Source organism: Orbaceae bacterium BiB (genome assembly GCA_036251205.1).
Taxonomy (GTDB): domain Bacteria; phylum Pseudomonadota; class Gammaproteobacteria; order Enterobacterales; family Orbaceae; genus Orbus; species Orbus mooreae.
Genome location: CP133958.1, coordinates 61,329 through 87,724, shown reverse-complemented (window position 1 = coordinate 87,724; position 26,396 = coordinate 61,329). Strand labels below are relative to the sequence as shown.

Annotated in this window: 19 protein-coding genes and 1 tRNA gene; 7 read left to right on the top strand and 13 right to left on the bottom strand. The window is 36.1% G+C overall.

From position 1 onward, the window contains the following. Window positions 1-78: 78 nt before the first annotated feature. Window positions 79-1,119 carry an L-glyceraldehyde 3-phosphate reductase gene (mgrA, locus tag RHO11_00370; protein WVD61616.1) on the top strand — a complete coding sequence of 347 codons (1,041 nt, stop codon included), beginning with the start codon at window positions 79-81 and terminating at the stop codon, window positions 1,117-1,119. Window positions 1,120-1,164: 45 nt separating this feature from the next. On the opposite strand, the gene rep is transcribed toward mgrA, so the two are convergent. The 8 genes from rep to RHO11_00330 all read right to left on the bottom strand — a co-directional run bounded on the left by rep (window position 1,165) and on the right by RHO11_00330 (window position 13,535). Further along, complete coding sequence (gene rep / locus RHO11_00365) at window positions 1,165-3,186, bottom strand: DNA helicase Rep (GenBank protein WVD61615.1); 2,022 nt, start codon at window positions 3,184-3,186, stop codon at window positions 1,165-1,167. 161 nt (window positions 3,187-3,347) lie between these two features. Further along, window positions 3,348-6,002, bottom strand: a complete 2,655-nt coding sequence (mscM, locus tag RHO11_00360; protein WVD62912.1) for a miniconductance mechanosensitive channel MscM — start codon at window positions 6,000-6,002, stop codon at window positions 3,348-3,350. Window positions 6,003-6,007: 5 nt separating this feature from the next. Further along, window positions 6,008-6,856, bottom strand: coding sequence for an archaetidylserine decarboxylase (gene asd / locus RHO11_00355; protein ID WVD61614.1), 849 nt, complete (start codon window positions 6,854-6,856; stop codon window positions 6,008-6,010). Window positions 6,857-6,899: 43 nt separating this feature from the next. After that, window positions 6,900-8,312, bottom strand: a complete 1,413-nt coding sequence (gene dnaB, locus RHO11_00350) for a replicative DNA helicase (protein WVD61613.1) — start codon at window positions 8,310-8,312, stop codon at window positions 6,900-6,902. 41 nt (window positions 8,313-8,353) lie between these two features. Then, window positions 8,354-9,301 carry a hypothetical protein gene (locus tag RHO11_00345; GenBank protein WVD61612.1) on the bottom strand — a complete coding sequence of 316 codons (948 nt, stop codon included), beginning with the start codon at window positions 9,299-9,301 and terminating at the stop codon, window positions 8,354-8,356. Window positions 9,302-9,388: 87 nt separating this feature from the next. Further along, a complete protein-coding gene (locus tag RHO11_00340; protein ID WVD61611.1) occupies window positions 9,389-10,258 on the bottom strand; it encodes a hypothetical protein in 870 nt (289 codons plus the stop codon). Between the two features lie 1,169 nt (window positions 10,259-11,427). After that, window positions 11,428-12,960: a murein biosynthesis integral membrane protein MurJ gene (gene murJ / locus RHO11_00335; GenBank protein WVD61610.1), complete on the bottom strand. Its 1,533-nt coding sequence runs from the start codon at window positions 12,958-12,960 to the stop codon at window positions 11,428-11,430. Beyond that, window positions 12,960-13,535 carry a TIGR00730 family Rossman fold protein gene (locus RHO11_00330; GenBank protein ID WVD61609.1) on the bottom strand — a complete coding sequence of 192 codons (576 nt, stop codon included), beginning with the start codon at window positions 13,533-13,535 and terminating at the stop codon, window positions 12,960-12,962. The genes murJ and RHO11_00330 overlap by 1 nt, the downstream gene beginning before the upstream one ends. 165 nt (window positions 13,536-13,700) lie before the next feature. Here RHO11_00330 and RHO11_00325 point away from each other — a divergent pair. The 6 genes from RHO11_00325 to RHO11_00300 all read left to right on the top strand — a co-directional run bounded on the left by RHO11_00325 (window position 13,701) and on the right by RHO11_00300 (window position 20,617). Next, window positions 13,701-13,776, top strand: a tRNA-Asn gene (locus RHO11_00325). Window positions 13,777-14,029: 253 nt separating this feature from the next. Continuing rightward, on the top strand, window positions 14,030-15,187 hold the full coding sequence (gene sat, locus RHO11_00320; GenBank protein ID WVD61608.1) for a sulfate adenylyltransferase: 1,158 nt from the start codon (window positions 14,030-14,032) through the stop codon (window positions 15,185-15,187). Between the two features lie 57 nt (window positions 15,188-15,244). After that, entirely contained in the window at window positions 15,245-15,880 is a 636-nt protein-coding gene (locus RHO11_00315; GenBank protein ID WVD61607.1) for a phosphoadenosine phosphosulfate reductase family protein, read from the top strand. A 75-nt stretch (window positions 15,881-15,955) separates the two neighbouring features. After that, window positions 15,956-17,752, top strand: coding sequence for an assimilatory sulfite reductase (NADPH) flavoprotein subunit (locus tag RHO11_00310; protein ID WVD61606.1), 1,797 nt, complete (start codon window positions 15,956-15,958; stop codon window positions 17,750-17,752). Between the two features lie 25 nt (window positions 17,753-17,777). After that, window positions 17,778-19,544, top strand: a complete 1,767-nt coding sequence (cysI, locus tag RHO11_00305) for an assimilatory sulfite reductase (NADPH) hemoprotein subunit (GenBank protein ID WVD61605.1) — start codon at window positions 17,778-17,780, stop codon at window positions 19,542-19,544. A 119-nt stretch (window positions 19,545-19,663) separates the two neighbouring features. Beyond that, window positions 19,664-20,617 carry a LysR substrate-binding domain-containing protein gene (locus RHO11_00300; protein WVD61604.1) on the top strand — a complete coding sequence of 318 codons (954 nt, stop codon included), beginning with the start codon at window positions 19,664-19,666 and terminating at the stop codon, window positions 20,615-20,617. A gap of 27 nt (window positions 20,618-20,644) precedes the next feature. Here RHO11_00300 and RHO11_00295 read toward each other — a convergent pair whose 3' ends face one another. From RHO11_00295 to fruA, 5 genes are all read right to left on the bottom strand, one after another. Next, window positions 20,645-21,724 carry a sulfate ABC transporter ATP-binding protein gene (locus RHO11_00295; GenBank protein WVD61603.1) on the bottom strand — a complete coding sequence of 360 codons (1,080 nt, stop codon included), beginning with the start codon at window positions 21,722-21,724 and terminating at the stop codon, window positions 20,645-20,647. 18 nt (window positions 21,725-21,742) lie between these two features. Continuing rightward, on the bottom strand, window positions 21,743-22,579 hold the full coding sequence (gene cysW / locus RHO11_00290) for a sulfate ABC transporter permease subunit CysW (protein WVD61602.1): 837 nt from the start codon (window positions 22,577-22,579) through the stop codon (window positions 21,743-21,745). 17 nt (window positions 22,580-22,596) lie between these two features. After that, window positions 22,597-23,424 (bottom strand): sulfate ABC transporter permease subunit CysT, encoded by an 828-nt coding sequence (gene cysT / locus RHO11_00285; GenBank protein WVD61601.1) that lies wholly within the window; start codon window positions 23,422-23,424, stop codon window positions 22,597-22,599. 56 nt (window positions 23,425-23,480) lie between these two features. After that, window positions 23,481-24,515 (bottom strand): sulfate ABC transporter substrate-binding protein, encoded by a 1,035-nt coding sequence (locus tag RHO11_00280; protein ID WVD61600.1) that lies wholly within the window; start codon window positions 24,513-24,515, stop codon window positions 23,481-23,483. Window positions 24,516-24,705: 190 nt separating this feature from the next. Beyond that, window positions 24,706-26,394: a PTS fructose transporter subunit IIBC gene (fruA, locus tag RHO11_00275; protein WVD61599.1), complete on the bottom strand. Its 1,689-nt coding sequence runs from the start codon at window positions 26,392-26,394 to the stop codon at window positions 24,706-24,708. Window positions 26,395-26,396 lie beyond the last annotated feature (2 nt).

Below are 26,396 nucleotides of genomic sequence, written 5' to 3'. Positions count from 1 at the left end.
TATGTTATGTTATCTATGTTCCAATAAAATAATCACGACTTTTATAACTTTATTTTGATCATAAAGGAGAAGTGAACGATGCCTTATCTAGCTAATTCTGATCGCTATAATCTAATGAAATATCGATATTGTGGATATAGTGGATTGCAACTACCAATGTTATCTTTAGGCCTTTGGCATAACTTTGGTCACTCATATAGTACATTAAATAACCAACAAGCTATTTTACGTAAAGCCTTTGATTTAGGTATTACTCATTTTGATCTTGCTAATAATTATGGTCCACCACCGGGAGCTGCTGAAGAGAACTTTGGCATGTTACTACAAAAAGATTTTAAACCCTATCGAGATGAGCTGATTATTTCAACTAAAGCTGGTTATGATATGTGGCCAGGGCCTTATGGCAAAGGAAGCTCTAAAAAATATTTATTATCGAGTTTAGATCAAAGCCTAAAGCGGATGAAACTTGATTATGTTGATATTTTTTACTCACACCGCTTTGATCCAAATACGCCTTTAGAAGAGACCGCAATCGCCTTAGCCACCGCAGTAAATAGCGGTAAGGCACTATATGCTGGTATCTCATCTTATTCAGCCAAACGAACACAACAAATGGCCGAGTTATTAAAATCATTAAAAGTACCTTTATTAATTCATCAGCCCTCTTATAACATGCTAAATCGTTGGGTTGAACCTGAATTATTAAATACCTTACAAGAGCAAGGAACGGGCTGTATTGCTTTTACTCCGCTCGCCCAAGGACTATTAACGAACAAATACCTTAAAGGTGTACCGACTGATTCTCGATTAGCGAAAGAACAAGGTGGCTCATTTAAAGCCGAAATGTTGAGTGAGAAAAATCTTGCAAGTATTAATTTGCTCAATGATTTAGCGCAAAAACGTGGACAGACCTTAGCTCAAATGGCACTAAGCTGGTTATTAAAAGATACTCGTGTTACGAGTGTACTTATTGGTGCAAGTCGACCAGAGCAACTTGAGGAAAACTGCCAAGCCGTTAATAACACAACATTTACTCAAGAAGAGTTAAACTATATTGATAGCCATATTCAAGATGGTGGACTTAACTTACCAGGGTGGCAAACCTCACTAGAACAATAAAAATTCCCCCACTTATTGCTAAATACAGTAAGTGGGTGTGTCTCATTATGATTCAGATTTCGCTCTCGCTAATTGTGCTTTAATCATTGCTAATCGGCTTTTTCCCTGTTCCAAACGTTGCTCTGAAGTTTGCTGTTTTTGGCTACTCCAGTTAAGATCATCTTGAGGTAATTCTAATAAAAAGCGGCTTGGTTCCAAGTAACTGACATCACCATACTGTTTACGCTCAGTGCTATATGAAAAAGTTAAAGTTTGCTGAGCTCGTGTAATTCCCACATAAGCAAGTCGGCGCTCCTCTTCAATATTATCCTCATCAATACTCACTTGGTGTGGTAATAATCCTTCCGCCATTCCAACTAAATAAACATGAGGGAACTCAAGGCCTTTCGATGCATGCAATGTCATTAACTGAACTTCATCTTGCTCTTCTTCACTTTCATTACGCTCTAACATATCTCGTAATGTAAAACGCATAACGGCTTGCTCAAGAGTCGTTGATTCATCAATATCATCCCCTTTGAGCATCACATCAAGCCAGCCTATAAGTTGTTCAACATTCTTCATTCTCATCTGCGCAGCAACTGGTGATGGCGAGGTTTCATATAACCAACTCTCATAATCAATACCATGCAGTAACTCATGTACAGCTGACATCGGATCTTGTTCAATGCTTTCCGATAGAGGACTAAACCAATGCACAAAGCTCTGTAACGCTTCAAGTCTTTTAGGTGGTAATATTTCGGTAATATCAGGATCAAATGCCGCCTTAAATAAACTCAACGATTTTTGCTCCGCTAACTGTCCTAACTTCTGTAATGTGACGGGGCCAATTTCCCGTTTAGGCGTATTAATCACCCGAATAAATGCATTATCATCATCTAAGTTAATTAATAATCGCAAATAGGCCATGATATCTTTAATTTCAATACGCGAAAAAAATGATGTTCCACCAGAAATTTTATAAGGAACTCGATTTTGCATTAATACTTTTTCTAATAGTCGTGATTGGTGATTTCCCCGATATAAAATAGCATAATCACCATATCGACTCCCGTTAGTAAAGCGGTGACCAATTAAGTCATTGACGACCTTTTCGGCTTCATCTTCTTCATTATTTGCAGAAATAACATTGAGTGGTTCACCATAACCCAATTCTGAATGAAGTGTTTTACTAAAAATATGTGGGTTATTTTCAATTAAAATATTAGCCGCTTTTAAAATACGACCAGAAGAGCGGTAATTTTGCTCAAGTTTAATAACATTCAAGCTAGGATAATCTTGGCTTAGTAAGATTAAATTTTGTGGTCTGGCTCCTCGCCATGAATAGATCGACTGATCATCATCCCCTACTACCGTAAATTTAGCTCTTTGCCCAACAAGGAGTTTTATTAACTCATACTGACTGGTGTTGGTATCTTGATATTCATCGACCAATAAGTAACGCACGCGATTTTGCCACTTTTCGCGAACCTCTTCATTACTTTTTAATAATAGCGTTGGTAGAAGAATCAAATCATCAAAATCTAAAATACCACATGCTTTTTGCTGCTGTTCATAGAGCTGATAACAATGAGCAAATAGCTGCTCTTTTTTACCTTGAGCTCTAGCCATCGCAATAGTTGCATCAATTAAATCATTTTTCCAGTTAGAAATCATACTACGTAACTGGTTAATTAAATCTTTATCACCATCAAACCACTGTTCGGTGAGCTCTTTAAGTAAAGCAAACTGATCTTGGTCATCAAACAACGAGAAATTACTCTTGATACCAATATGTTTATACTCTTTACGGATAATATCGAGCCCTAAAGTATGAAAGGTCGATATTTTTAGACCACGAGTCTCTTTTTTACCTAGACTATGAGCGATACGCTCTTTCATCTCGCGAGCCGCTTTATTAGTAAAAGTAACGGCAACAATATGTCTTGGCTGGTACTCTTTGACCTGAATCAAATAAGCAATTTTATTAATAATAACGCGAGTTTTGCCTGAACCCGCTCCTGCTAACACGAGACAAGGGCCAGATACATACTCAACTGCTTGTTGTTGACTTTGATTTAAACGCACAACGCAAACTCACTAAAATGACATGCAGCCTAGTATACTAAAACTTGTCTTAAAAACCTATTACTCAGCGCAGTAACAAGTTTCGTTAAAATATTGCTGTAGACTATCATTTTAGTGAAAAAACCATACTTTCTAATCAGTATGGTTTTATCTATATTGATCTAAATCGCACCTACTGTATAGGTTCGTCGACTACTTTTACGGCCTAAAGCTTCAAGATTAGTTTGTAGCGGTGGGAATGGTAATTTAAGATTATGTTTACGATATTCAGCAATAATTAATTGTTGAATATCGCTACGAATCGGCATGCGGAAAGACATTTCGGAAGCAAAGACACGCAGTTCGTATAATTGAATACCTTCTTGAATATCGACCAAAAATGCTTGTGGTTCAGGATCATCTAATACATGTTCACATTGATGGGCTACGCGTTTTAGTATATCAATAATCAACGTGCTGTCTGCATCAATAGTTGCAGGTACCGTTAATACAATTCGCGTAATTGGATCAGACAAAGACCAGTTAACTAGCTGCTCAGTAATAAATGCTTTATTTGGCATCACAATCTCTTTGCGATCCCAATCTACAATAGTAGTAGCCCGAGTATTAATCTTCGTAATTGTTCCTGTCAGATCACGAATAGTCACTGTATCACCAATACGTACTGGTTTTTCAAATAGCATGATCAAACCTGATATGAAATTGGCAAAAATCTCTTGTAAACCGAAACCTAACCCGACACCGAGTGCAGCAATTAGCCATTGGATTTTACTCCAATCAATCCCGACAAATGAGAAGGCACTTATACAACCAATCATCAATATTAGATATTTACTAATTGTTGATATAGCATAGCCCGTTCCTGGCGTGAGATCTAAATGCTGTAAAATCCCCAGTTCTAATAAAGCCGGTAAATTTTTAACCAGTTGTACAGTAATCATCATAACCAGAACAGCAATAAATACAGAACTTAGAGTAATATATTGTTCAACTTCAACACCATTAATAACTGATTTAGAGCCCCACAATTTAATATTTTCCATAAAAGCAAAAGCTGAATGAAGCTCTGACCACAATAAAATCATACTAATAAGTGCAACCATCACAATAATCGAACGAACCAAATGCAATGATTGAGCACTAATGGTATCAAGATCAATGACCGGCTCATCAATATTATCAGTAGGATTATTACTTACCGAAGAGGGTGAACTGTTGTTTGTCTCTTCAGCCGTTTTACGTTGAGCGAGTCGTTCTAACCGCTTCTGTTTAGCCCGTTCAAATTCAATACGCCTCTTTTGGATCCACATCCAGCGACGAATCATAAAATAAACGACTAAGAGTAAAAACCAAATAATAACCGAAGCTTCTAACCGCCCAAGTAATGCTTGTGCTGTTGATAAATAGCCAAGGCAGGCAGCCATAATAGCCACCCAAGGAGCACTAAGTAAGATGATCCATAAGATACGACTAAATAGATTATCCCCTGAGCCTTTCTTATCAATATACAGAGGTACACCCGCTCGATGAATTGAGTTAGTCATAAAGACCAATGCAAAACAGAGCAGAATAAAGCCAAATCGACCAATTGTTGCAGCAAATTGTCGATTATTATATTGATCAAAGCTCATTACGATCGTTACAAGTGGAATAACAACCCATACCGACAATTGATAATATTTCATTGCAGAACGAACACGATTTTCAGGCCAACCGAAATGAGTAGTAAAGAGTCCATTCGACGAGGCAAATTGTGCACTGATAATAAAGACCCATAAGATAGGTGCAGCAGCATTAATTCCATAACCTAATGCAACTGCAACAGGGTAATCCCAATCGGCCTGTAAAGAGTAACCGATAATTCCCCATAAAATAGGGATCGGTAAAGCCATCAATAAAGAGTAAACCACCACCCTGAGCGTAATGGAAAAACTATCTTGATTAACCTTACCAACTCGATTGGCTGCTTTTTCTAAATAGTGATTATACTTACTTTTACCTTTGTAGTAGGCAAACACTAAGGCTAGAGCAAAAATAAATAAAAATAATGTTTGTGGCGTTTGAATAATTTCAGTCACAGCATGATATAACTGCGATAATGTATCAATAGAAAAGACAAATAAGCCAATATCTTTAACTAGCTGCATCGGTGTCGAGGTATTAATTGGGTTAACATCGGCAACCCAGAAAAAATAGCGATGCGCCGCATCATTAACATTATCAATAGCTGTAATTAACTGTTTATTGGAAATTTTAAGTTTAGTTAGCTCTAAAATAACGGAATCACAACCAGAGATTAAGGTTTTAAGCAATTCAGCTTGTTCCCGAATTAAACGTCTATATTTAATCACTTCAGCACTACTTAATGCTGAATTATTTAAATCAGGATAGTCATCAAGGTTGTTAAGTTGATTGGTATAGCCCAACTGTAACACTTTCGTATCCGCAATACTCGCATCTAAAGGTTGTGACTTCGGTTTTTCAGGTAAACGTAATAACTGTTGGCGTAGCGTCTCACCCAGGGCAGTTGAAAAACTTAACCACTCTCCCTGCTCATCGAGGGTGGCTAAGGTATTTTGTACATGAGAAATCTGTGATGAGATCGTATTTTGTTCATCATTAATCAGTGATATCTGCGCTTTTTGACCTGCTAAGGTATCTCTGAGTTCACTATTTTGCGAAGATAATTGATTAACGATCAATGATAAATCATTGTCATTTTCAATGGTGATAGCGGACTGTTCAGCGTAAGCAAATATTGAAAAAAAACAGATAAAACTTAAAAAAATTATACGAATTTGTTTACGCCAACACATCAATTCTAAATCCTTTCAGCCATCTTTTGTCCAACGCGAGCAACATGCCCTTCTTTTAAACTATCAATAAATTCAATGCTATTAGCACCAAACAGAGTGATAACCGTTGATCCAAGTTTAAAACATCCCATATCTTCGCCCTTTTCAAGTTGCACATCACCTTGATAGGTCCAACGTTTCATTACACCATCACGAGGAGGAGTAATAACCCCTTCCCATTTAGTTTCGATACTACCCACAATGGTCGCACCAACTAAAATTTGTGCGACTGGACCAATATCAGTTTCAAATAGGCAGATCACACGTTCGTTACGGGCAAAAATATTAGGAATATTTTCGGTTGTCGCTTTATTAACTGAAAAAAGTGCACCTGGCACATAGATCATCTCTTTCAAGGTTCCGTTAAACGGTGTATGAAAGCGATGATAATTACTTGGTGCTAAATACGTGGTAACGTAAGAACCATTTTTGAAAAATTGAATCATTTCTGGGTGGCAAGCAACCAGTGATTCCAAACTATAGATATGACCTTTTGCTTGTAATAACACATTGTCTTTGATAGTACCAAATTGGCTAATTACGCCATCGGCAGGCATAACAATACTATTATCTGACTCATCAATAGGTCTTGCATCTTCTTGTAATTCTCGGGCGAAAAAATCATTAAATGTTTTATACTCTTCCGCTTTTTGATATTTAGCTTCAGTCAGATCAATTTTATATAACTTGCAAAAGCCTTTAATCATGGCGGTAGTTAGAAAGCCAAGTTGTTTACTTGCCAAATAACCAAACATTACTGTTAATAGCTGTTTAGGAAGAAGATACTGAATCATTGCTTTAATCTGGTTTAACATTCGTTAGACTCTCTTTTACTATTAATGGTTAATATAAATATCATTATTCATCATCAAAATAATCAGCTGAATTAGCATAATTATCAAATCGGGACCACTGTCCCTGGAATTTCAAGCGTACTTTACCAATTGGACCATTACGCTGCTTACCTAATATTATTTCGGCAATACCTTTTTGCTCCGATCCTTCATTATAAACTTCATCACGATAAATAAACATAATCACGTCAGCATCTTGCTCAATAGAGCCCGATTCACGTAAGTCAGAGTTAACAGGCCTTTTATCAGCGCGCTGTTCAAGACTTCGGTTTAACTGTGATAATGCCACAACAGGAACTTGCAACTCTTTAGCAAGTGCTTTAAGTGAGCGTGAAATTTCGGCGATCTCTAATGTTCGGTTCTCGCTCATATTCGGAACTCGCATCAATTGTAGGTAATCGACCATAATCATGCTTATCCCACCATGCTCGCGATAGATTCGTCTTGCACGTGAACGTAACTCCATCGGAGTTAACCCTGAAGAGTCATCAATATACATGTTTTTCTTTTCTAGTAAAATGCCCATAGTACTAGAAATTCTTGCCCAATCATCATCATCTAATTGACCCGTTCTGATTTTAGTCTGATCAACACGGGATAACGATGCTAACATACGCATCATAATCTGTTCAGCAGGCATCTCTAGACTGAAAATGAGTACCGGTTTCTCTTGCATCATAGCGGCATTTTCGCATAAATTCATCGCAAAAGTCGTTTTACCCATTGATGGTCGTGCTGCAACAATAATTAAATCTGAACGCTGTAAACCTGCAGTTTTCTTATCTAAATCAACAAAACCGGTTGAAACACCTGTCACACCATCATGTGGTTTTTGGAATAACTCTTCAATTTTTGCTACCGTATCTTCAAGTACTGAAGTCACGCTTTTCGGACCAACGCCTTGCTTCGCACGATTTTCAGCAATTTGGAAGATTTTAGTTTCAGCTAAATCAAGAATATCTTCACTACTACGCCCTTCTGTAGCATAACAGTTATCAGCAATTTCATTAGATGAGCTAATTAATTCTCGTAATATTGCTTGCTGACGAATAATATCAGTATAAGCAACGACATTGATAGCACTTGGCGTATTTTTAGAAAGTTCAGCTAAATAGGCGAAACCACCGACATCACTTAACACATCTTTGCTTTCTAAACTTTCTGATAGCGTGATAAGATCAATTGGTACACCTTTAGTCACCAAATTGACCATTTCAGCAAAAATAATTTGATGATGGCGAGAATAAAAATCGCGATCAGTAATGGTTTCAGAAACGCGATCCCAGCGCTGATTATCAATCATTAAACTACCAAGCACAGCCTGTTCTGCTTCAATAGAATGTGGAGGCACCTTTAAGCTTTGTACCATTCTATCTTGCTTATCTTGTCTATTAGGTTTATTCGGTCTATTAGCCATTTTTAATTCACATTAACTTTTCTACAATTCTATCACTTTTATCATTCAGTTGCATTAAACGTCGCACTGAAGTAACGTTTAGTAAATACTCGCGCTATACCGCATATAATGATCAGTTGTAATACCCCTATCAATAATAGCAATAACAAGATTAAATTATAATTAAAATAGTAATAAGGCACCTCTTTTATAATCAATATTATTATGACTGATACAATACAATTAACAATAACTGCCGCTATCATTACAAAAATAACACTTTTAATAATCTTAGCGATTTGCAATGTGCTAAAAGCATAATTAAACGATTTTTTGATTGCGAAGGTAAGCGTAAACACTAAGATAATTAATGAAAATAAGTTAATTACAGCCATATTATAGTTTTGATAAGGAATTGTGTTCTGTAAAATCGGCAACAATATTGGTATTAAAAATAGTGTAAGAATCGACATAAACAGCAATAAAAATAATATTAAATGTATTCTTACACTACCATACTGCTGTAATGCTTGTGATTTAACATCATGATCAAATAAATTTTTTAATATTACGATACTCCCATAAGCAACAATAGCGGTTATAAAATACTTACATACAGCAATAACTAGTTGAAAGCTCGCAGTGATAATCGGATCATAGTACTGCTCAATATAACTATAAAACTGAATAAATAGTGGGAGAGCAAAAAAATTAAAGAGTAAAACAAACCCATTAATAATAATTGCAACCAATATCACGAGTAATATATTTTTAACCGTCATTATATTGATCGCATAACGATATAAAGCAAATACTGCAAGTACTATCAGCAATAATAACTTGGGTAACTCGACGAAAAATAGCCCAATAGTAATAGCAAACATTTCAAAAAAACCAGCGATAGTACCATGAGATCTTAATAAAATGAGACTAAACATAATTGATAAGCTAATGACAAAGCTAGCCATCGTTAAAATTAATGGTAATTTAAAAAAAGGATGATTATTCATATTATCTCTTTTCAGTTTCATATTATGGTTTGAGCTAATGTTTTTATTATTATATTCGTTTTACATCTATTACTATCATACTAATGACTATTCTTTGTTAGAGAGACTATATTGACCAAAATATTGTCTCGTCACTAAACGCATCACAACACAGGTCACGATAATTTGTACAGCAAATACCAATATAAAAACGTATAGCTCAAGCTGATGACGAGAATAATAAAAATTAGATAAAATAAATAGGAGAATAAAGGATAAAACAAAACTGATTATAAAACAGCTCACTACAGAAAATAAATAGCTAACAATGACGCATTTAATCAGCTTTGCGACTTCGATCCGTTGAAATTGTGCTGTAAATGAACGTCTTAAAATAAAATAGAGAATCAATACTGAAAGAGTAACAATAATGCTCATCATTACATAATCTTCTATACGACCGATACTTCTCGAAAGAAAGATTAAAAGGAAAAGTAGTTGATAAATCACTGCGCCAATAAATAGCAATAATAAGATAAACAATACAAGATGAATCTGCGCTAACTGTTGATGATGATAAACTGAATTAAAATTAGTGTCCGATAAATCAAACTTATTACGTAATATAGCCACAAGGTAATAAAACGCGCCCCCAATAAGAATATAAATAATAATGGAAGATAATGCGCCATAAAGGCTAGTATAAAAATTATGACTCACATAATAAAAATCACCAAAAATAAATTTAGGAATAATATTAATTATCACTAAATAAAATAGATAGGTAACGGCATATAATAATAATGCAATAATCAGAAGTAATAGGCTATTTTTAAGCGTGCCTAATAGAATTCGATAACGATAAAAAATAATCGAGCTGATCAAAAGAACAAATAATAATTCAGGCAAAATATTATTAAAAAATAGATCAAGAATCAAAGGAATAGTACTCAACTCTGTCAATGTTGCCCTATTCATGATGAAAAGAACCAATAGACTAATTGAACCGTAAAAAAAGAGACTAATAACGGTAACTTAAAAAAAGAGATTAGGTTCATCATTTTCCCATTAAAATTTTTATTATCTTAAATACCTATTTACGGTATCGTCATATCCAAAGATTCATGCTGATCCATTTTTTTAGTAAAATAACATCGACAAACTGAACGCATAATCATACAAGTAAACAATAGCTGTAACCCGCCACCAACCAACATCACTAATCCCATCTTAATGTCGCTACCTCGATGGCTACCAAAGATAATAATAACAAAGCAAAATATCATTACAAAAATAATGAGTATATTAACTATTACTGATCGTACAAAAGATAGCATCACACTCTTAATAACGAGTGAAATTGGTAGATTTTTAAATTGGGCACTAAAACTTTTATAAATTGAGAAATAAAAAACAAACGCGAAAATAATCATCGTGATTAGATAAATTATCAAATAGATATAGCGGTTCTTGATAGAAATAGACGCGGATAAATGAAAGAAGTAGATTTCCCCAAAAAAATATAAAGGTAAACATAAATAATATAATGAACAGTTTTACAGAAATGTTAGCACTATTTTGACAATTAATATCCGTGGAGTTTACATCACGATCAAATGCATTTTTTTAACAGTAAAATACCGTAATAACAGATCAATCCGATAATCAAACAAATCGTTAACTCTGTAATTATATTAGTGAAAAAAATGAATATCGTATCACTAAAATAAGGGATGATTTGATAAAAATAGTGACTCATTGACTTATACAAATAACCCAGTATGGCTGAGAATAAAAACATATAATACCAAACAATAACCACACTACCCACACAGCTAATTATCGTTAAATAAATAATATTTTTAACAGTAACTTGATTAATATTGCAACGATATAATGTAAGTGATGCAACAAAAAAGATTAATAAAATTTTTGGTATATCATAAATTAATAAGGTATAGATAAGAGTAACCATATAATCACCAAAGTGCTGGTATCCTTGGTGGTTAATGGTCTGCAAAATCATCGGAATAATGCTACTAATAAACCAAAATATGGCTGTGAAAATAGCTGGTAACTTAAAAAAAGACAAATTATTCATATGTATTCCTATTAGGTCATATTATTTAATTATTATTCTTATTTTATTAAATACGTTTAATAAATTGTCTTAGTTTAAATCTCAATATAATCAGTGAAGCAAAATAGGCTAATGCGCCGGCGGTAACAAGTAACAATAATCGGCCTATTCTTGATAACATACTACCACTAGACCAATCGGGTAACAGTTCACTACCTACCATAAGAACAATAGACATAACCACAACCGCAATCACAATTTTTACAATAAAGCTCAACCAGCCTGGTTTAGGGATAAATAACTGTTTTTTACGTAACTGCCAAAATAGTAATCCAGCATTAAAACATGCCGCAATACTAATGGATAAAGCTAATCCAGCATGTTTAAGATGGGTAATGAACGCAAGATTCATAAGCTGAGTTAAAATCAGTGTAACAATTGCAATTTTGACTGGCGTTTTAATATCTTGCCTTGAATAAAAACCGGGAGCTAATACCTTAATTAAAATCAATCCGAGTAGACCAACCGAATAAGCAACTAGTGCCTGTCGAGTCATCTCACTATCTAAAGCCGTAAATTTACCATATTCAAATAGCGTTGAAATTAAAGGTTTCGCGATCACCCCTAACGCGACGGCACTCGGTAACGCCAGTAAAAAACAGAGTCGCAGTCCCCAATCTAGCAAATCGGAATACTGTTTGAAATCCCCTTTCGAGAAACTTTTAGATAATGAAGGGAGTAAAATTGTCCCTAAAGCAACGCCTAAAACTCCCGAAGGAAACTCCATCAATCGGTCAGCATAATACATCCAAGATACCGAGCCAGTGACTAGGAATGAGGCAAAAATGGTATTAATAATTAATGAAATTTGTGCAACTGAAACCCCTAAAATCGCTGGCCCCATTAATTTTAAAACTCGCCAGACGCCACTATCACGCAAGTTAAGTCTTGGTAACACTAACATGCCGATTTGTTTAAGATACGGTAATTGATAAAGTAACTGTAAAACACCACCGACAACGACACCGACTGCAAGAGATAATACAGGTGGATTAAAGTATGGTGAGGTAAATAGTGTAAAGCCGATCATACTTAAATTTAAAAATGTCGGTACAAATGCCGGCACTGAAAAACGATTCCAAGTATTCAGTACAGCCCCGGCAAGTGATGATAACGAGATCAGAAAAATGTACGGGAAAGTAATTTTTAGCATTAGGGATGCTAATTCAAATTTTTCAACTGGCTCAGTAAATCCTGGGGCGGTAATAAAAATAATAATGGGTGCGGCAAGCACACCGATTGCAGTAACAATGGCTAAAACGAGTGTTAATAATCCAGCGACATAAGCGACAAATGTACGAGCAGCCTCATCGCCCTGTTGGCTTTTATATTCGGCAAGAATTGGCACAAAAGCTTGCGAAAAAGCCCCTTCAGCAAAAATACGTCTTAATAAATTCGGGAGCTTGAAAGCAACAAAAAAAGCATCCGTTGCCATACCTGCACCAAAATAACGAGCAACTATCGCATCACGAATAAAACCCAATACTCGTGACACCATAGTCATTGAGCTTACGGCAGCTAATGACTTAAGTAAATTCATTATTTTTTAATCCAGCGATCAAGATCTTTAGGAATATAACTATCGATATGTTGTAATAATATCTCAGGATCATCGGAAACAATCAAAGTATTATAAAAACTTTCACGTATAAATCCCTCTTGCACTGCATGTTGCAAAAAGGCTTGCATTGGTTGCCAAAAGTGATTGACATCGTATAGTGCGACAGGCTTTTCGTGATAACCGATTTGCGCACCGGTCCAAACTTCAAAAATTTCTTCCAACGTACCAGAACCGCCAGGCATAGCAATAAAAGCATCGGCAAGATCAGCCATTCTCGCTTTACGAATATGCATATCAGCAACCACTTCAAGCTTGGTAATACCATGATGTGCAGTTTCAGCCTTAACCAGTCTTTCAGGGATAATCCCGATAACTTCGCCACCATGTTCTAATACAGCATTAGCAATAATGCCCATTAGTCCTTTGTTACCACCGCCATAAATGAGATTTCGCCCTTGTTTAGCAATCAGCTCACCAAGTTTTTGGGCATATAATTGGTAAGCGACATTATTGCCATTACTAGCACCACAAAATATACAGATATTCTTTTTCATAATAAAACAAAACTAGCTCAAAATCGTATGTTGGCCAATTTTATCATAATTACCAAAATTGAGTGATTATTTATTAAAGTGATTATAAGCTGAGCAATTAAATACTTTTTTAGCTTTTGTTGTTGACAGTCCAGCAAGAGATCGTTAATATCCTCGCCCATGTGTTCCTCCATAGTTCAGTCGGTAGAACGGCGGACTGTTAATCCGTATGTCACAGGTTCAAGTCCTGTTGGGGGAGCCAACTAATTTATAAAAGCCTGCTTTAATAGCAGGTTTTTTTATGTCAAAAATTTGCCTAGCTATTTTTATACTAGATTAATAGTTTACAGCAAAAATATAACGAAGAATCCACTCTATTTCCCCTTATCAGCAACTGTAATTTCAGGCATATGCGCAAAATGCATAATAGTATACAAAATTGATATTTTCTTATTTAACCATAATCGTTTTTAATTATCACATAAAATAATTATGGTTATTAGTAAGGAAATTATATGCAACTTATTACTCCCCATGCTAGTCAAACATTAACCCCACTGATGATTGCTGACAATGAGTTAATAGAACAACAACAATATGCAACAACACTTCCGTTTATCACATTAAGTTCTCGAGAAGTGGGCGATTTAGTCATGTTGGGCATTGGTGGATTTACGCCATTGTATGGTTTTATGCGTGAACAAGATTGGCACAGTGTTTGCGATAATATGCATTTATCTAATGGTGTTTTCTGGCCAATTCCAATTACAGTATCAGTCAGCGAGCAGCAAGCTAATTTATTATCATTAGGTGATGATGTTGCTTTAAAAACGCCAGAGGGTAATTTAATCGGTATTTTAGCGATTGATAGTATTTATCGGCCAAATAAACAGTGGGAAGCGGAACAGGTATTTGGTACAACCGATGTCTCACATCATGGTGTTGCTGTGCTTATGGCACAACCGCCGGTTAATCTCGGCGGTAAAGTCATCGTATTTAATGATGATGGTTTTAAAAAACGATTTGGTCAATATGCTTTAACCCCCAAAGAGACTCGTGACCTATTTACACAATTTGGATGGCAAAAGATTGCCGCTTTTCAGACCCGTAATCCAATGCACCGCTCTCACGAATATCTTGTTAAAACAGTTCTTGAACTATTTGATGGGGTCTTAATCCATTCACTATTTGGTCATCTAAAAGCGGGAGATGTACCAGCCGATATTCGTTTAAAAGCGATCAGCACATTAATTGAGAATTATTTTGTCAAAAACAGTGTTATTCACTCTGGCTATCCATTAGATATGCGCTATGCCGGCCCCAAAGAGGCTTTATTGCATGCACTATTTAGACAAAATTATGGTTGTAGCCATTTAATTATTGGTCGAGATCATGCCGGCGTTGGTGATTTTTATTCGCCTTTTGCCGCACAACAGATTTTTACCAAACTACACAAACATGATTTAAAAATTCAACCGATTAATATTGATTGGACATTTTATTGCCAAAAATGTGGTGGTATGGCATCAAATAAAACCTGTCCTCACGATAGTAGCTACCGATTATTAATTTCAGGAACAGAAGTAAGACGACGTTTACAAGCCAGAGAAGCATTACCCGTAACCTTCAGTCGACCGGAAGTCGTTGAGGAGTTATACCATTGGGTCAATTAATGCGGTGAATATGAATAATTTTGATCATCAAGACTAACCATAAAATAGGGACTAAAAATGACTGACTTAACTGTAATCAATCAGACACTACAAAATAAATCACCGTTGGAGATTATTGAATGGGCCCTCAATCCCAATGATCATCAACATAAAAAAAGTATTATTAGTACCCACTTTGGTCCTTATGAAGCGGTATTATTGCATCTGACGAGTCAAGTAAAACCCGATATTGATGTAGTCTGGGTTGATAACGGTTATGCGACTAATGATACTTATCGTGTTGCCAATAAAATCATTGATCAGCTAAAACTTAATATACATATTTTTGTCCCACAACGTACTCAAGCTTATTTAAATGTTCGCTACAATGGCTTACCTGAACTCGATACCCCAGAACATGATGAATTTACAAAAATTCTTAAACTAGAGCCCTTTAATCGAGCTCTTGCTACATTGAAACCGACAATCTGGCTAACAGCCCTACGCAAAGAACAATCCGCATTACGACAAGGTCTAGATATTGTTAACGTTGCCGGCAATAATTTACTCAAAGTTGCGCCCCTTTTAGAGTGGACAACACAAGATATGCAAGACTACATCAAAAAACACAATCTCCCCAATGAACTTAATTATTTTGATCCAACCAAAGGATTACAAGGGCGAGAGTGCGGTTTGCATAAAGTGAATTTTTGAAAAGAAGTTCAGCTCGCATAAATAACGCTAGCGATTGATCGTGTTAATAAAAAATGAATTAAGCAAGGTATTATTATGAGCAAGTATATATCACCATTTAATCCTGATGAACTCGATAAAATTATCGATAATGCCTCAAAACAACAATTAGCTTGGCTTTCTGGCTATTTATGGGGGCTAGCTAATAATGATACTTTAGCGCTAGAAACACCACAGCAGCAATTATCACCTATTGTTAGTAAAACCATTGACCCTGCTAATAATCAAACTATAACTATTTTATCAGCATCACAAACAGGCAATGCTAGACGCATTGCTCAACAACTTAATCATGAGTTAAATAGTTTAGGATTAAGCGCAACCCATGTCCACGCAGCAGATTATAAATTTAAAAAAATTGATCAAGAAAATATTCTGATTATTATCACATCGACTCAAGGTGAAGGAGAACCACCCGAAGAGGCATTTACTTTTTATAAATGGTTATCAGGTAAAAAAGTCCCCGCTCTCAACAATCTGCATTATGCGGTACTAGGTTTAGGTGACACGTCTTACACTCATTTTTGCCAAGCCGGTAAATATTTTGATCAGCGTTTAGCTGAGCTTGGTGCAACTCGTTTATTAGAACGAGTAGATGCGGATACTGATTACCAAGCGATTAGTCATCAGTGGCTAAAATCAGTCGTCGATAAGCTGAAAAATAATCTTACACCATCAGTATCTCATCAGCATAATATGAGTACTGCTAGTATCACACCAAATTATTCACGAAATCAGCCCTTTTTAGCTGCCATAAATATCAATCAGAAAATTACCGGACGCCGTTCTGATCGTGATATTCGACATATTGAACTTGATTTAACGGGTTCGGGGATAACATATCAAGCTGGTGATGCATTAGGTATTTGGTTTGAAAATGATAGCGAATTAGTGGATGAGCTACTAGCGACAACCCAATTAGCGGCAGATACACAAGTCGACGTTGATGGTGAGTTATTGCCGTTACAACAAGCATTACTAAGTAGACGAGAACTAACGCAAAATACGCCGTTCATCGCAGAAAAATATGCTAATTTAATTAACGATAGGCACCTATTAACACTTATCCAAGATAAATTGGCACTACGCGATTTTTGTCAAGCTACCCCGCTGGTTGATATGCTAAATCGCTATCAAGGAAACTTTTCGGCGCAAGCATTTATCAACATTTTACGACCATTAAATCCGCGTTTTTATTCGATTGCTAGTGCCCAAGATGAAGTCGGAGATGAGGCTCATTTGACTGTAAATATTGTGCAATATTGGGTTGATGGTAAACAACGAACAGGTGGAGCCTCAGGTTTTTTAGCAAGACAAACCACCGAATCGAGTCAAGTAAATATATTTATAGAATCTAATGATAATTTCCGATTACCAAATGATAACGCTATACCCATTATTATGATTGCAGCAGGAACTGGCATTGCACCCTTTCGCGCCTTTATTCAACAACGAGCAAGTGAATCTGCTAGTGGAAAAAACTGGCTATTTTTTGGTAACCCTCATTTTACTGAAGACTTTTTATATCAACTAGAGTGGCAAAATTATCTAAAAGAGGGTCAACTGTCACGAATTGATCTCGCTTGGTCAAGAGATCAAGCCGACAAAATTTATGTACAAGATAAGTTAATAGCACAAAGTCACGACCTTTGGTTATGGCTACAAGAAGGCGCTTACATTTATGTCTGTGGTGATGCAAATCATATGGCAAATGCAGTTCATTTAGCATTGCTAAATATTATTATGCAACAAGGAAATTATGATGAAGAGCAAGCTAATGAATATTTGGATGAGCTAAGAAGTAATAAGCGTTATCAACGCGATATCTACTAACAAGATTAACCAATGGGTATAAAATATGAGCAATGATAAAATTAAATTACCAAATACACACAATCAGATACATAAAGGCCATTTGACGCCACCTAAAAATGACGTTTCGCATCTTCCACCGTCAGATGCTGAGCGCTTTAAACGTGAAAGTAACTTTTTACGTGGCACTATTACACAAGATTTAGATAATAACATTACCGGTGGATTTAATAGTGATAATTCACAACTAATCCGTTTACACGGCATGTATCAACAAGATGATCGTGATATTCGAGCAGAACGTATAGAGCAAAAACTTGAACCCTTAATTCACATGATGTTACGTTGTCGTTTACCTGGTGGTATTATTACCCCCAAACAGTGGCTAGCCATTGATCAATTTGCTAGCGAAGAGACTTTTTACGGCAGTATCCGTTTAACCACCAGACAAACGTTTCAATTTCATGGTATTTTTAAACGAGATCTTAAATCTGCCCACCAGTTATTAAATAGTGTTGGGTTAGATTCAATAGCAACAGCGGGAGATGTCAACCGCAATGTACTATGTACCAGTAATCCCATTGAGTCAGAAGTTCATCAACAAGCTTACCAATGGGCGAGTAAAATATCAGAACATCTATTACCTAAGACCCGAGCTTATATCGAAATTTGGTTAGATGGTAAAAAGCTCGAGACCAAAGATGAAGAACCCATTTTAAGTAGCCAATATTTACCTCGAAAATTTAAAACGGCAGTCGTTATTCCACCACTTAATGATGTTGATGTACACGCTAACGACTTAAGCTTTGTCGCGATCGCCGAACACGGAAAATTGATTGGCTTTAACGTTTTGGTAGGCGGTGGATTAGCAATGACTCATGGAGACAAAACAACCTATCCACGTAAAGCTGATGATTTTGGTTTTATCCCGGTATCAGCCACCCTGCTCTTTGCTGAAGCGGTTGTTACAACACAACGAGATTGGGGAAATCGTAGCAATCGTAAAAATGCTAAAACTAAATATACTTTAGAACGGGTTGGGGTAGAAAACTTTAAACGTGAAGTAGAACTACGTGCTGGTATATCCTTTTTACCGAGTAAACCCTATACTTTTAATCAACGCGGTGATCAATTTGGTTGGTTAAAAGGTGTTGATAATCAATGGCATTTAACACTCTTTATTGAAAATGGACGATTACTTGATTATCCGCAAAAACAGTTAAAAACGGGCATGGTGGAAATAGCTAAAATTCACCAAGGTGATTTTCGTTTAACAGCTAATCAAAATCTCATTATTGCTAATGTACCGGCTTCACAAAAAACAACAATAGAAAATCTTGCTATAACATATGGTTTAATCGATAAAAATATCACTTCACAACGAAAAAATTCGATGGCTTGTGTCTCATTTCCTACTTGCCCATTAGCAATGGCTGAAGCTGAACGCTTCTTACCTGGCTTTATCACGACCTTCGAGCAAATTTTAACTAAGTATCAATTAAGTGATGAATATATTATTTTACGTGTTACTGGTTGTCCAAATGGATGTGGTAGAGCAATGCTTGCTGAAATAGGATTAGTCGGTAAAGCACCAGGGCGATATAACCTCTATTTGGGCGGAGATCGAATGGGTACGCGAATTCCAAGACTATACAGAGAAAATATCACCGTAGAAGAGATTATTCAGACATTGGAACCATTGATTGAAAATTGGTCTTTATCACGTAATCACGATGAAGGGTTCGGTGATTTTATGATTCGTAGTAAAGTGGTTGAACCCGTTATAAATTCAGCTAGCGATTTTTATCGTTAATTCACTTCATGCTCTTATATCGATAACTCATATCATTATGACTTTATCGTATTTGCCTTTTAGTGTGATGATTTTATAATCGATCATATAACCTTTTATTGAATAAGGGTAATTACTTTATGAATTTACAACAGTTAAGAATTATTCGAGAAGCTGCTCGCTGTAATTATAACTTGACTGAGGTAGCCAATACGCTCTATACCTCTCAGTCGGGTGTCAGTCGCCATATCAAAGAGCTGGAGGATGAGCTCAATATTGAGCTATTTATTCGTCAAGGTAAACGACTTATTAATATGACGGAACCAGGCCATGAACTCGTGATTATTGCTGAACGGATATTAGATGAAATCAGTAACATTCGGCGTCTCTCGACCGTTTTTTCGAATAAAGAAGAGGGAGCCTTGGTTATTGCAACAACACATTCACAATCCCGTTATATTTTACCGAAAATTATTAAGTCATTTCATGAATTTTTTCCACAAGTACTGATGACGATTAACCAAGGATCTGCCAACGAAATTACTGATATGGTACTTTCCGGTGAAGCCGATATCGCTATTTATAACCAAAAAAATAGCCATACTGCGATTGTCAATTATCCATTCTATCGTTGGCATTACACAATTATTGTTCCTAAAAATCACCCTCTTACTAAAGAAAAAATGATCACCTTAGAGATGCTCAACCGTTTTCCTATCATCACGTATCGTCCGGGTATATTTGCTAGAGAGAGTATCGATGATGCTTTTGCGGCCCATGGATTAACAGCAAATATTACACTAAATGTACAAGAGTCAGATATTATAAAAAGTTATGTCGAATTAGGTCTTGGAGTCGGTATTTTGGTTAATAAAATGTTTGATAGCGAGCATGATACAAACCTTGTACAGATTGATGCAGAGCATCTTTTTTCATCACACCTGACTTGGATTGGAGTCAAACGTTATCAATTACATCGTAACTATATTTGGCGCTTTATTCAGTTATGTAATACCGAGTTATCATTAGATGAAATCAAAGCGAGAGCACTAGCTAGTGAAGATAAATTAAATATTATTGATTACCAAATTTAATTCATACAGTTAGTGCTAATAACGTATTTAAATCATAAACTCAAATAGCTGTTCTTGAACAAATACATTCACCAATAATGGCTGTAAATAGACGATATCGCCAATCATAAATTGATTCGCTTCATACTGTTGGTTATTGATTGAAACATCGATATTTTTCGGTTGATGAGCCAATTTTATCTCCATAAAAATATGTGGGCCTGCGGTATGTATACGCACAATTCTCCCCTCCATACTATTTTGTTCGACTGACTTTGAAACATTGAGTTCATGCGGTCTAACATAAGCAATAACTTGTTGATCTGGCCATTGTCCCTGTGTCGACATCGGTTGTACAAAATTACCTATATGTAAACGGTTATTGGTAATATGACCATGTAGTTGATTAACGTCATCTAAAAAATGTGCCACAAACGCAGTTTTAGGCTGTTTATAAACCTGTTTAGGGGTACCTATTTGTTCAATTTTGCCATTATTCATTAAGATAATTTTATCAGCAACTTCAAGCGCTTCTTCTTGATCATGAGTCACAAAAACCGTGGTTACGTTAATATCATGATGAAAATCTCTTAACCAACGACGTAACTCTTTGCGAACTTTTGCATCTAATGCACTAAATGGTTCATCAAGTAATAAAACCTGAGGTTTAGTTGCCAATGCCCTTGCTAAAGCGATCCTTTGCCGCTGTCCACCAGAAAGTTGATTAGGGTAACGATGAGCATAATTATCAAGTTGAACTAATGTTAGCAGCTCCTTAACACGCTGATTAATCGATCCACTATCAATACCCAATAATTTTGCCTTCATTTTTAAGCCAAAAGCAATATTATTGGCAACAGTCATATGATTAAACAGTGCATAGTTCTGAAATAAAAAACCGATATCACGCTGTTTAGCAATCAATGTTGTAACATCACGGGAACCAAAATAAATCTTGCCACTTGTTGCTGACTCTAAGCCCGCAATAATTCGTAATAAAGTGGTTTTACCGCAGCCAGAGGGTCCTAACAATGCAACTAACTCTCCCCTTTCTATCGAAAAATTAATATTATGTAAGGCTTGAAACTGACCGAACTGTTTATTAATATCTTGTATAAAGATCCCCATGCTGATCTCCTTGCTTTATTAAATGTCAGTTAGCACTTTCGCTAAACGATGTTCTATCCATTGTCTTAGCAATAATAAAGCTAATGACATCATTAATAATAAAATTGCCACGCTGAAAGCAGCGACAATATTATATTCGTTATAAAGAATTTCAATTTGTAGAGGCAGAGTATTGGTATAGCCACGAATATGACCTGAAACAACTGATACCGCGCCAAACTCTCCCAGGGCTCTAGCGGTACAAAGAATCACACCATGCATCAACGCCCAACGTATATTTGGCAAAGTAACATACCAAAATATTTGCCAGCCGTTTGCCCCTAACACACTCGCTGCTTCTTCATCAGTAGTACCTTGTTGCTCCATTATTGGAATTAATTCTCTGGCAACAAAAGGGACAGAAACAAAAATAGTCGCTAAGATAATCCCGGGCACCGCATAAATAATTTGTATATCCCAGCGTTGTAAATAAGGATATAGCCAACTCTGTGCACCAAACAACAATACATAGATCAAACCGGCAATAATGGGGGAAATAGAAAATGGCAAATCAATTAAAGTGACTAATAATTGCTTACCGCTAAATTGGTATTTAGTAATAACCCATGCAGCTGTGACACCAAAAATAATATTCAATGGCACGGCAATTCCTGCTGCAATCAGAGTTAACTTTAACGCTGAAAGCGTATCAGGTTCACAAATAACTCGCCAAAATTCAGCTATACCATGAGCTAATCCTTGAGATAGTACTACCCATAAAGGTAAAATGAGTAGCAGACAAAATAATATCATCACTAAAAAAATCAAAATCATCTGGGATAGTACTAATTTATCTTGCTGTCTTTTATTTAACATATTGATTATCCAATTTTTTATGATGTTTTATTGAGCTTACGTTGAATCATATTCATAATAAACAACAAAATAAAAGCGATAATTAGCATACAAATACCAATAGCAGATGCACTGTCATAAGCATATTGATCAAGTTTTGATACAATTAATAATGGTAAAATCTCTGTCTTAAAAGGAATATTACCGGCAATAAAAACAACTGATCCATACTCACCAATAGCTCTGGCAAAGGCTAACGTAAATCCAGTTAGCCAAGCAGGTAAAATGGCCGGAAAAATAACATAAATAAAAATTTGTATTGGCGTTGCCCCAAGGATACTAGCCGCTTCCTCCTGTTCTTTCGGTAAATCTTCAAGTACCGGTTGTAAAGTTCGTACAACAAACGGAAGCGTAACAAATAGTAATGCTAGCGTAATACCAATTGGTGTATACGCAATTTTAATAGTAAAAAGCTGACCGATAGGTCCATTTTTGGCATAAATCGCTGTTAATGCAATCCCTGCGACCGCTGTTGGTAAAGCAAATGGCATATCGATACAGCTATCAATCACCCTTCGACCCCAAAAGCGATAACGCACCAGCACCCATGCAAACAGTAATCCAATAAAACTATTAAATAATGCACTCGTAAACGCGGTGGTTAACGATAACAATAATGCACTCAAAAATTGCCGACTAGTAACTAATTTCACCCATTCAGATAGCGATAATTGTGTCGAATAGATAAATAAGCAAAATAAAGGGATCAAGATGATGATACTGATATAAGTTAAGGTAAACCCGAATGTAAGACCAAACCCGGGAATTACTCTAAATGTTGCAGTTTTCAATGATGATAATGACATACTATACCTCTATTTTAATCAAAACTTTATCTTGTTACTATGTTGCAACTAAATAGCTAATTGTTAATTTCAGCAAAAATAGTGTCGAAGATTGTCCCATCATTAAAAAATTTTCGTTGAATCGTTGACCACCCACCAAAATACTCATCGACAGTAACAAGTTTTAATTCAGGAAACTGAGTAGCATATTGTGACAAAATAATAGGATTAGTCGGGCGATAATAATTTTTAGCAATGATATGCTGAGCCTTATCACTATAGAGATAATGTAAATAGGCTTCAGCTTGTTTTCGTGTACCTTTTTTGTCGACAACAGAATCAACAACTGCAACGGGCGGCTCAGCTAGAATTGATATGGATGGAATAATAATCTCAAGTTTATCATCACCTTGCTCAATAAGCGCTAAATGAGCTTCATTTTCCCATGTCAGTAAAACATCACCTAGCTCCCGTTGTACAAAACTAATTGTAGCGCCTCTTGCTCCTGTATCTAATACCGGAGCATGACGATAAATATCAGTGACAAATTGTAGCGCTTTATCATCACTACCATAGAGCTCTTTTGCATAAACCCAAGCTGCTAAAAAATTCCAACGAGCCCCCCCTGATGTTTTTGGATTAGGTGTAATGACTTCAACCCCTTCTTTAATTAAATCATTCCAATCATGGATATTTTGGGGATTACCTTTACGAACTAAAAATACAATTGTTGATGTATAGGGTGTGCTGTTATTAGGGAGTTTAGTCTGCCAATTTTCATCAAGAATCGATTGGTAACGATTTAGTGCATCAATATCGCCAGCTAATGCTAATGTCACTACATCAGCTTGTAAACCATCAATCACTGAACGCGCCTGTTTACCAGAGCCTCCGTGAGAATTTTTTATCGTTAGCTTTTCACCGCTCTGTTCCTGCCAATATTGAATAAAAGCTGCGTTATAATCCTTATATAGTTCACGAGTTGGATCATAAGAAACATTAAGTAACTCGGTGCTCCAAGCGCTATTAATAATTAATCCCATCAACACTATCACTATAATATTTTTGAGTGATATCAATTGTTTAATCCAGTATCTTAATAATCGCGCCATTTTTAACTCCAAACAGTTAAATTAGTTAGTATGGTTTGATTACAACAAAGAATAGCCAGATACGGAAACAATTATTTTGCATTTGGATAGAACAAAAATAGATATAAAGGGTGAGAACTTAGACGAGATTTTTAGATATAAAAAAAGCAAGGAAATCGCCTTGCTTTTTATTTATGAACAACAGGCTAAATTACGCTGTTGCTGCTAACTCAGATTTAGTTTCTGGTTTTTTAATGACTGCATAAATAGTTCCTGCAACAACAGAACCAACTACAATCGATAATAAATAACCTAATACTGGTTTAATTGCGCCAGGGATTGCGAGTACGAATAATCCCCCATGAGGTGCCATTAATTGAGAACCAAACGCTAATGCCATACCACCGGTAATCGCACCACCAATAATACAGCTTGGTAATACGCGTAACGGATCACGTGCAGCGAATGGGATCGCACCTTCTGAAATAAAACATAAACCAAGTACAAATGCTGCTTTACCACTTTCTTGCTCAGCTTTACTAAATTTACGACGCGCAATTAGAGTTGCAAAACTCATCGCTAAAGGCGGTACCATCCCCCCAGCCATAACAGCTGCCATAGGTGCATATTGTTGAGCACTAAGTAAACCGACACCAAAAGCATAAGCCACTTTATTGATTGGACCACCCATGTCAGTACACATCATTCCGCCAAGTATTGCCCCTAGGATAATCGCATTAGTTGTTTGCATGCCACTTAACCATGTTTCTAATGCCGTCATAATGTAAGCAATTGGTTGACCTAATATAAAGATCATCGCCAAGCCAACCACTAAGCTAGATAATAACGGTAAAATTAGAATAGGTTTTAATGCTTCAAGACTTTGTGGTAGTCGGATAAACTTAGTCAACCACAATGTTAAATATCCCGCTAAATAACCAGCAACAATACCACCTAAGAATCCAGCACCAATTGATGTTGCAAGCATACCACCAATTAATCCTGGGACTAAGCCTGGTCGATCAGCAATAGAGAATGAAATATAGCCAGCAAGTACTGGTACCATTAGAGCTAATGCTGTTCCACCACCAATTTGACCTAAGGCTTTAGCAAGATCACCTGACTGCCCAATCCCACCGACAGCGAATGATAATGCAACAATTAAGCCGCCCGCAACAACCATTGGTAACATGTAAGAAACACCTGTTAATAGATGTTTATAAGCATTTTTCTTCTCTTTAGTTGCTGTAGATGGTGTAGCAGAAGATGTTGGCTGATAAATTGAAGCTTCACTAAATGCTTTATCAAACTCTTGTGCTGTTTTTTTCAATGCAGGACCTGTTTTGGTCTTATACATTAACTTACCAGCAAATTTACTTAAATCAACATCGATATCACAAGCAACGATAACGATATCTGCCGCCGCAACTTCTTCTGGCGTTAACTCGTTACCCACACCAACAGAACCACGAGTTTCAACTTTACACCACCAACCTCGTTTTTTAGCTTCTTCTTCAATCGCTTCAGCTGCCATAAAGGTATGAGCTACGCCTGTTGGACATGCGGTTACAGCAACAATACGTTTAGTACCATTACTTGCAGGTGCAGTCGTTGCTGCTTGAGCTGATTGTTTATAAATCTCACCTTGGCTCTGTGCATTTAATAGAATCTGTTTTGGGTTAGCAAATAAGCTATCTAAATCTGTTACGCTATAAACTTTTTTACCAACAATAGCATTATCTGTTGTTGTGCCTTGACCAATTAAAATAGAGACATCGGCAAGATCTGCTTTATCTACAATAGAAATATTTTCTTCTTTAGCCGCTAATACAAGCTCTGCTTTTGCTAAACGACCATTTACCGGACCAATTTGATTAGCATTGACAATATATATCTTCATAT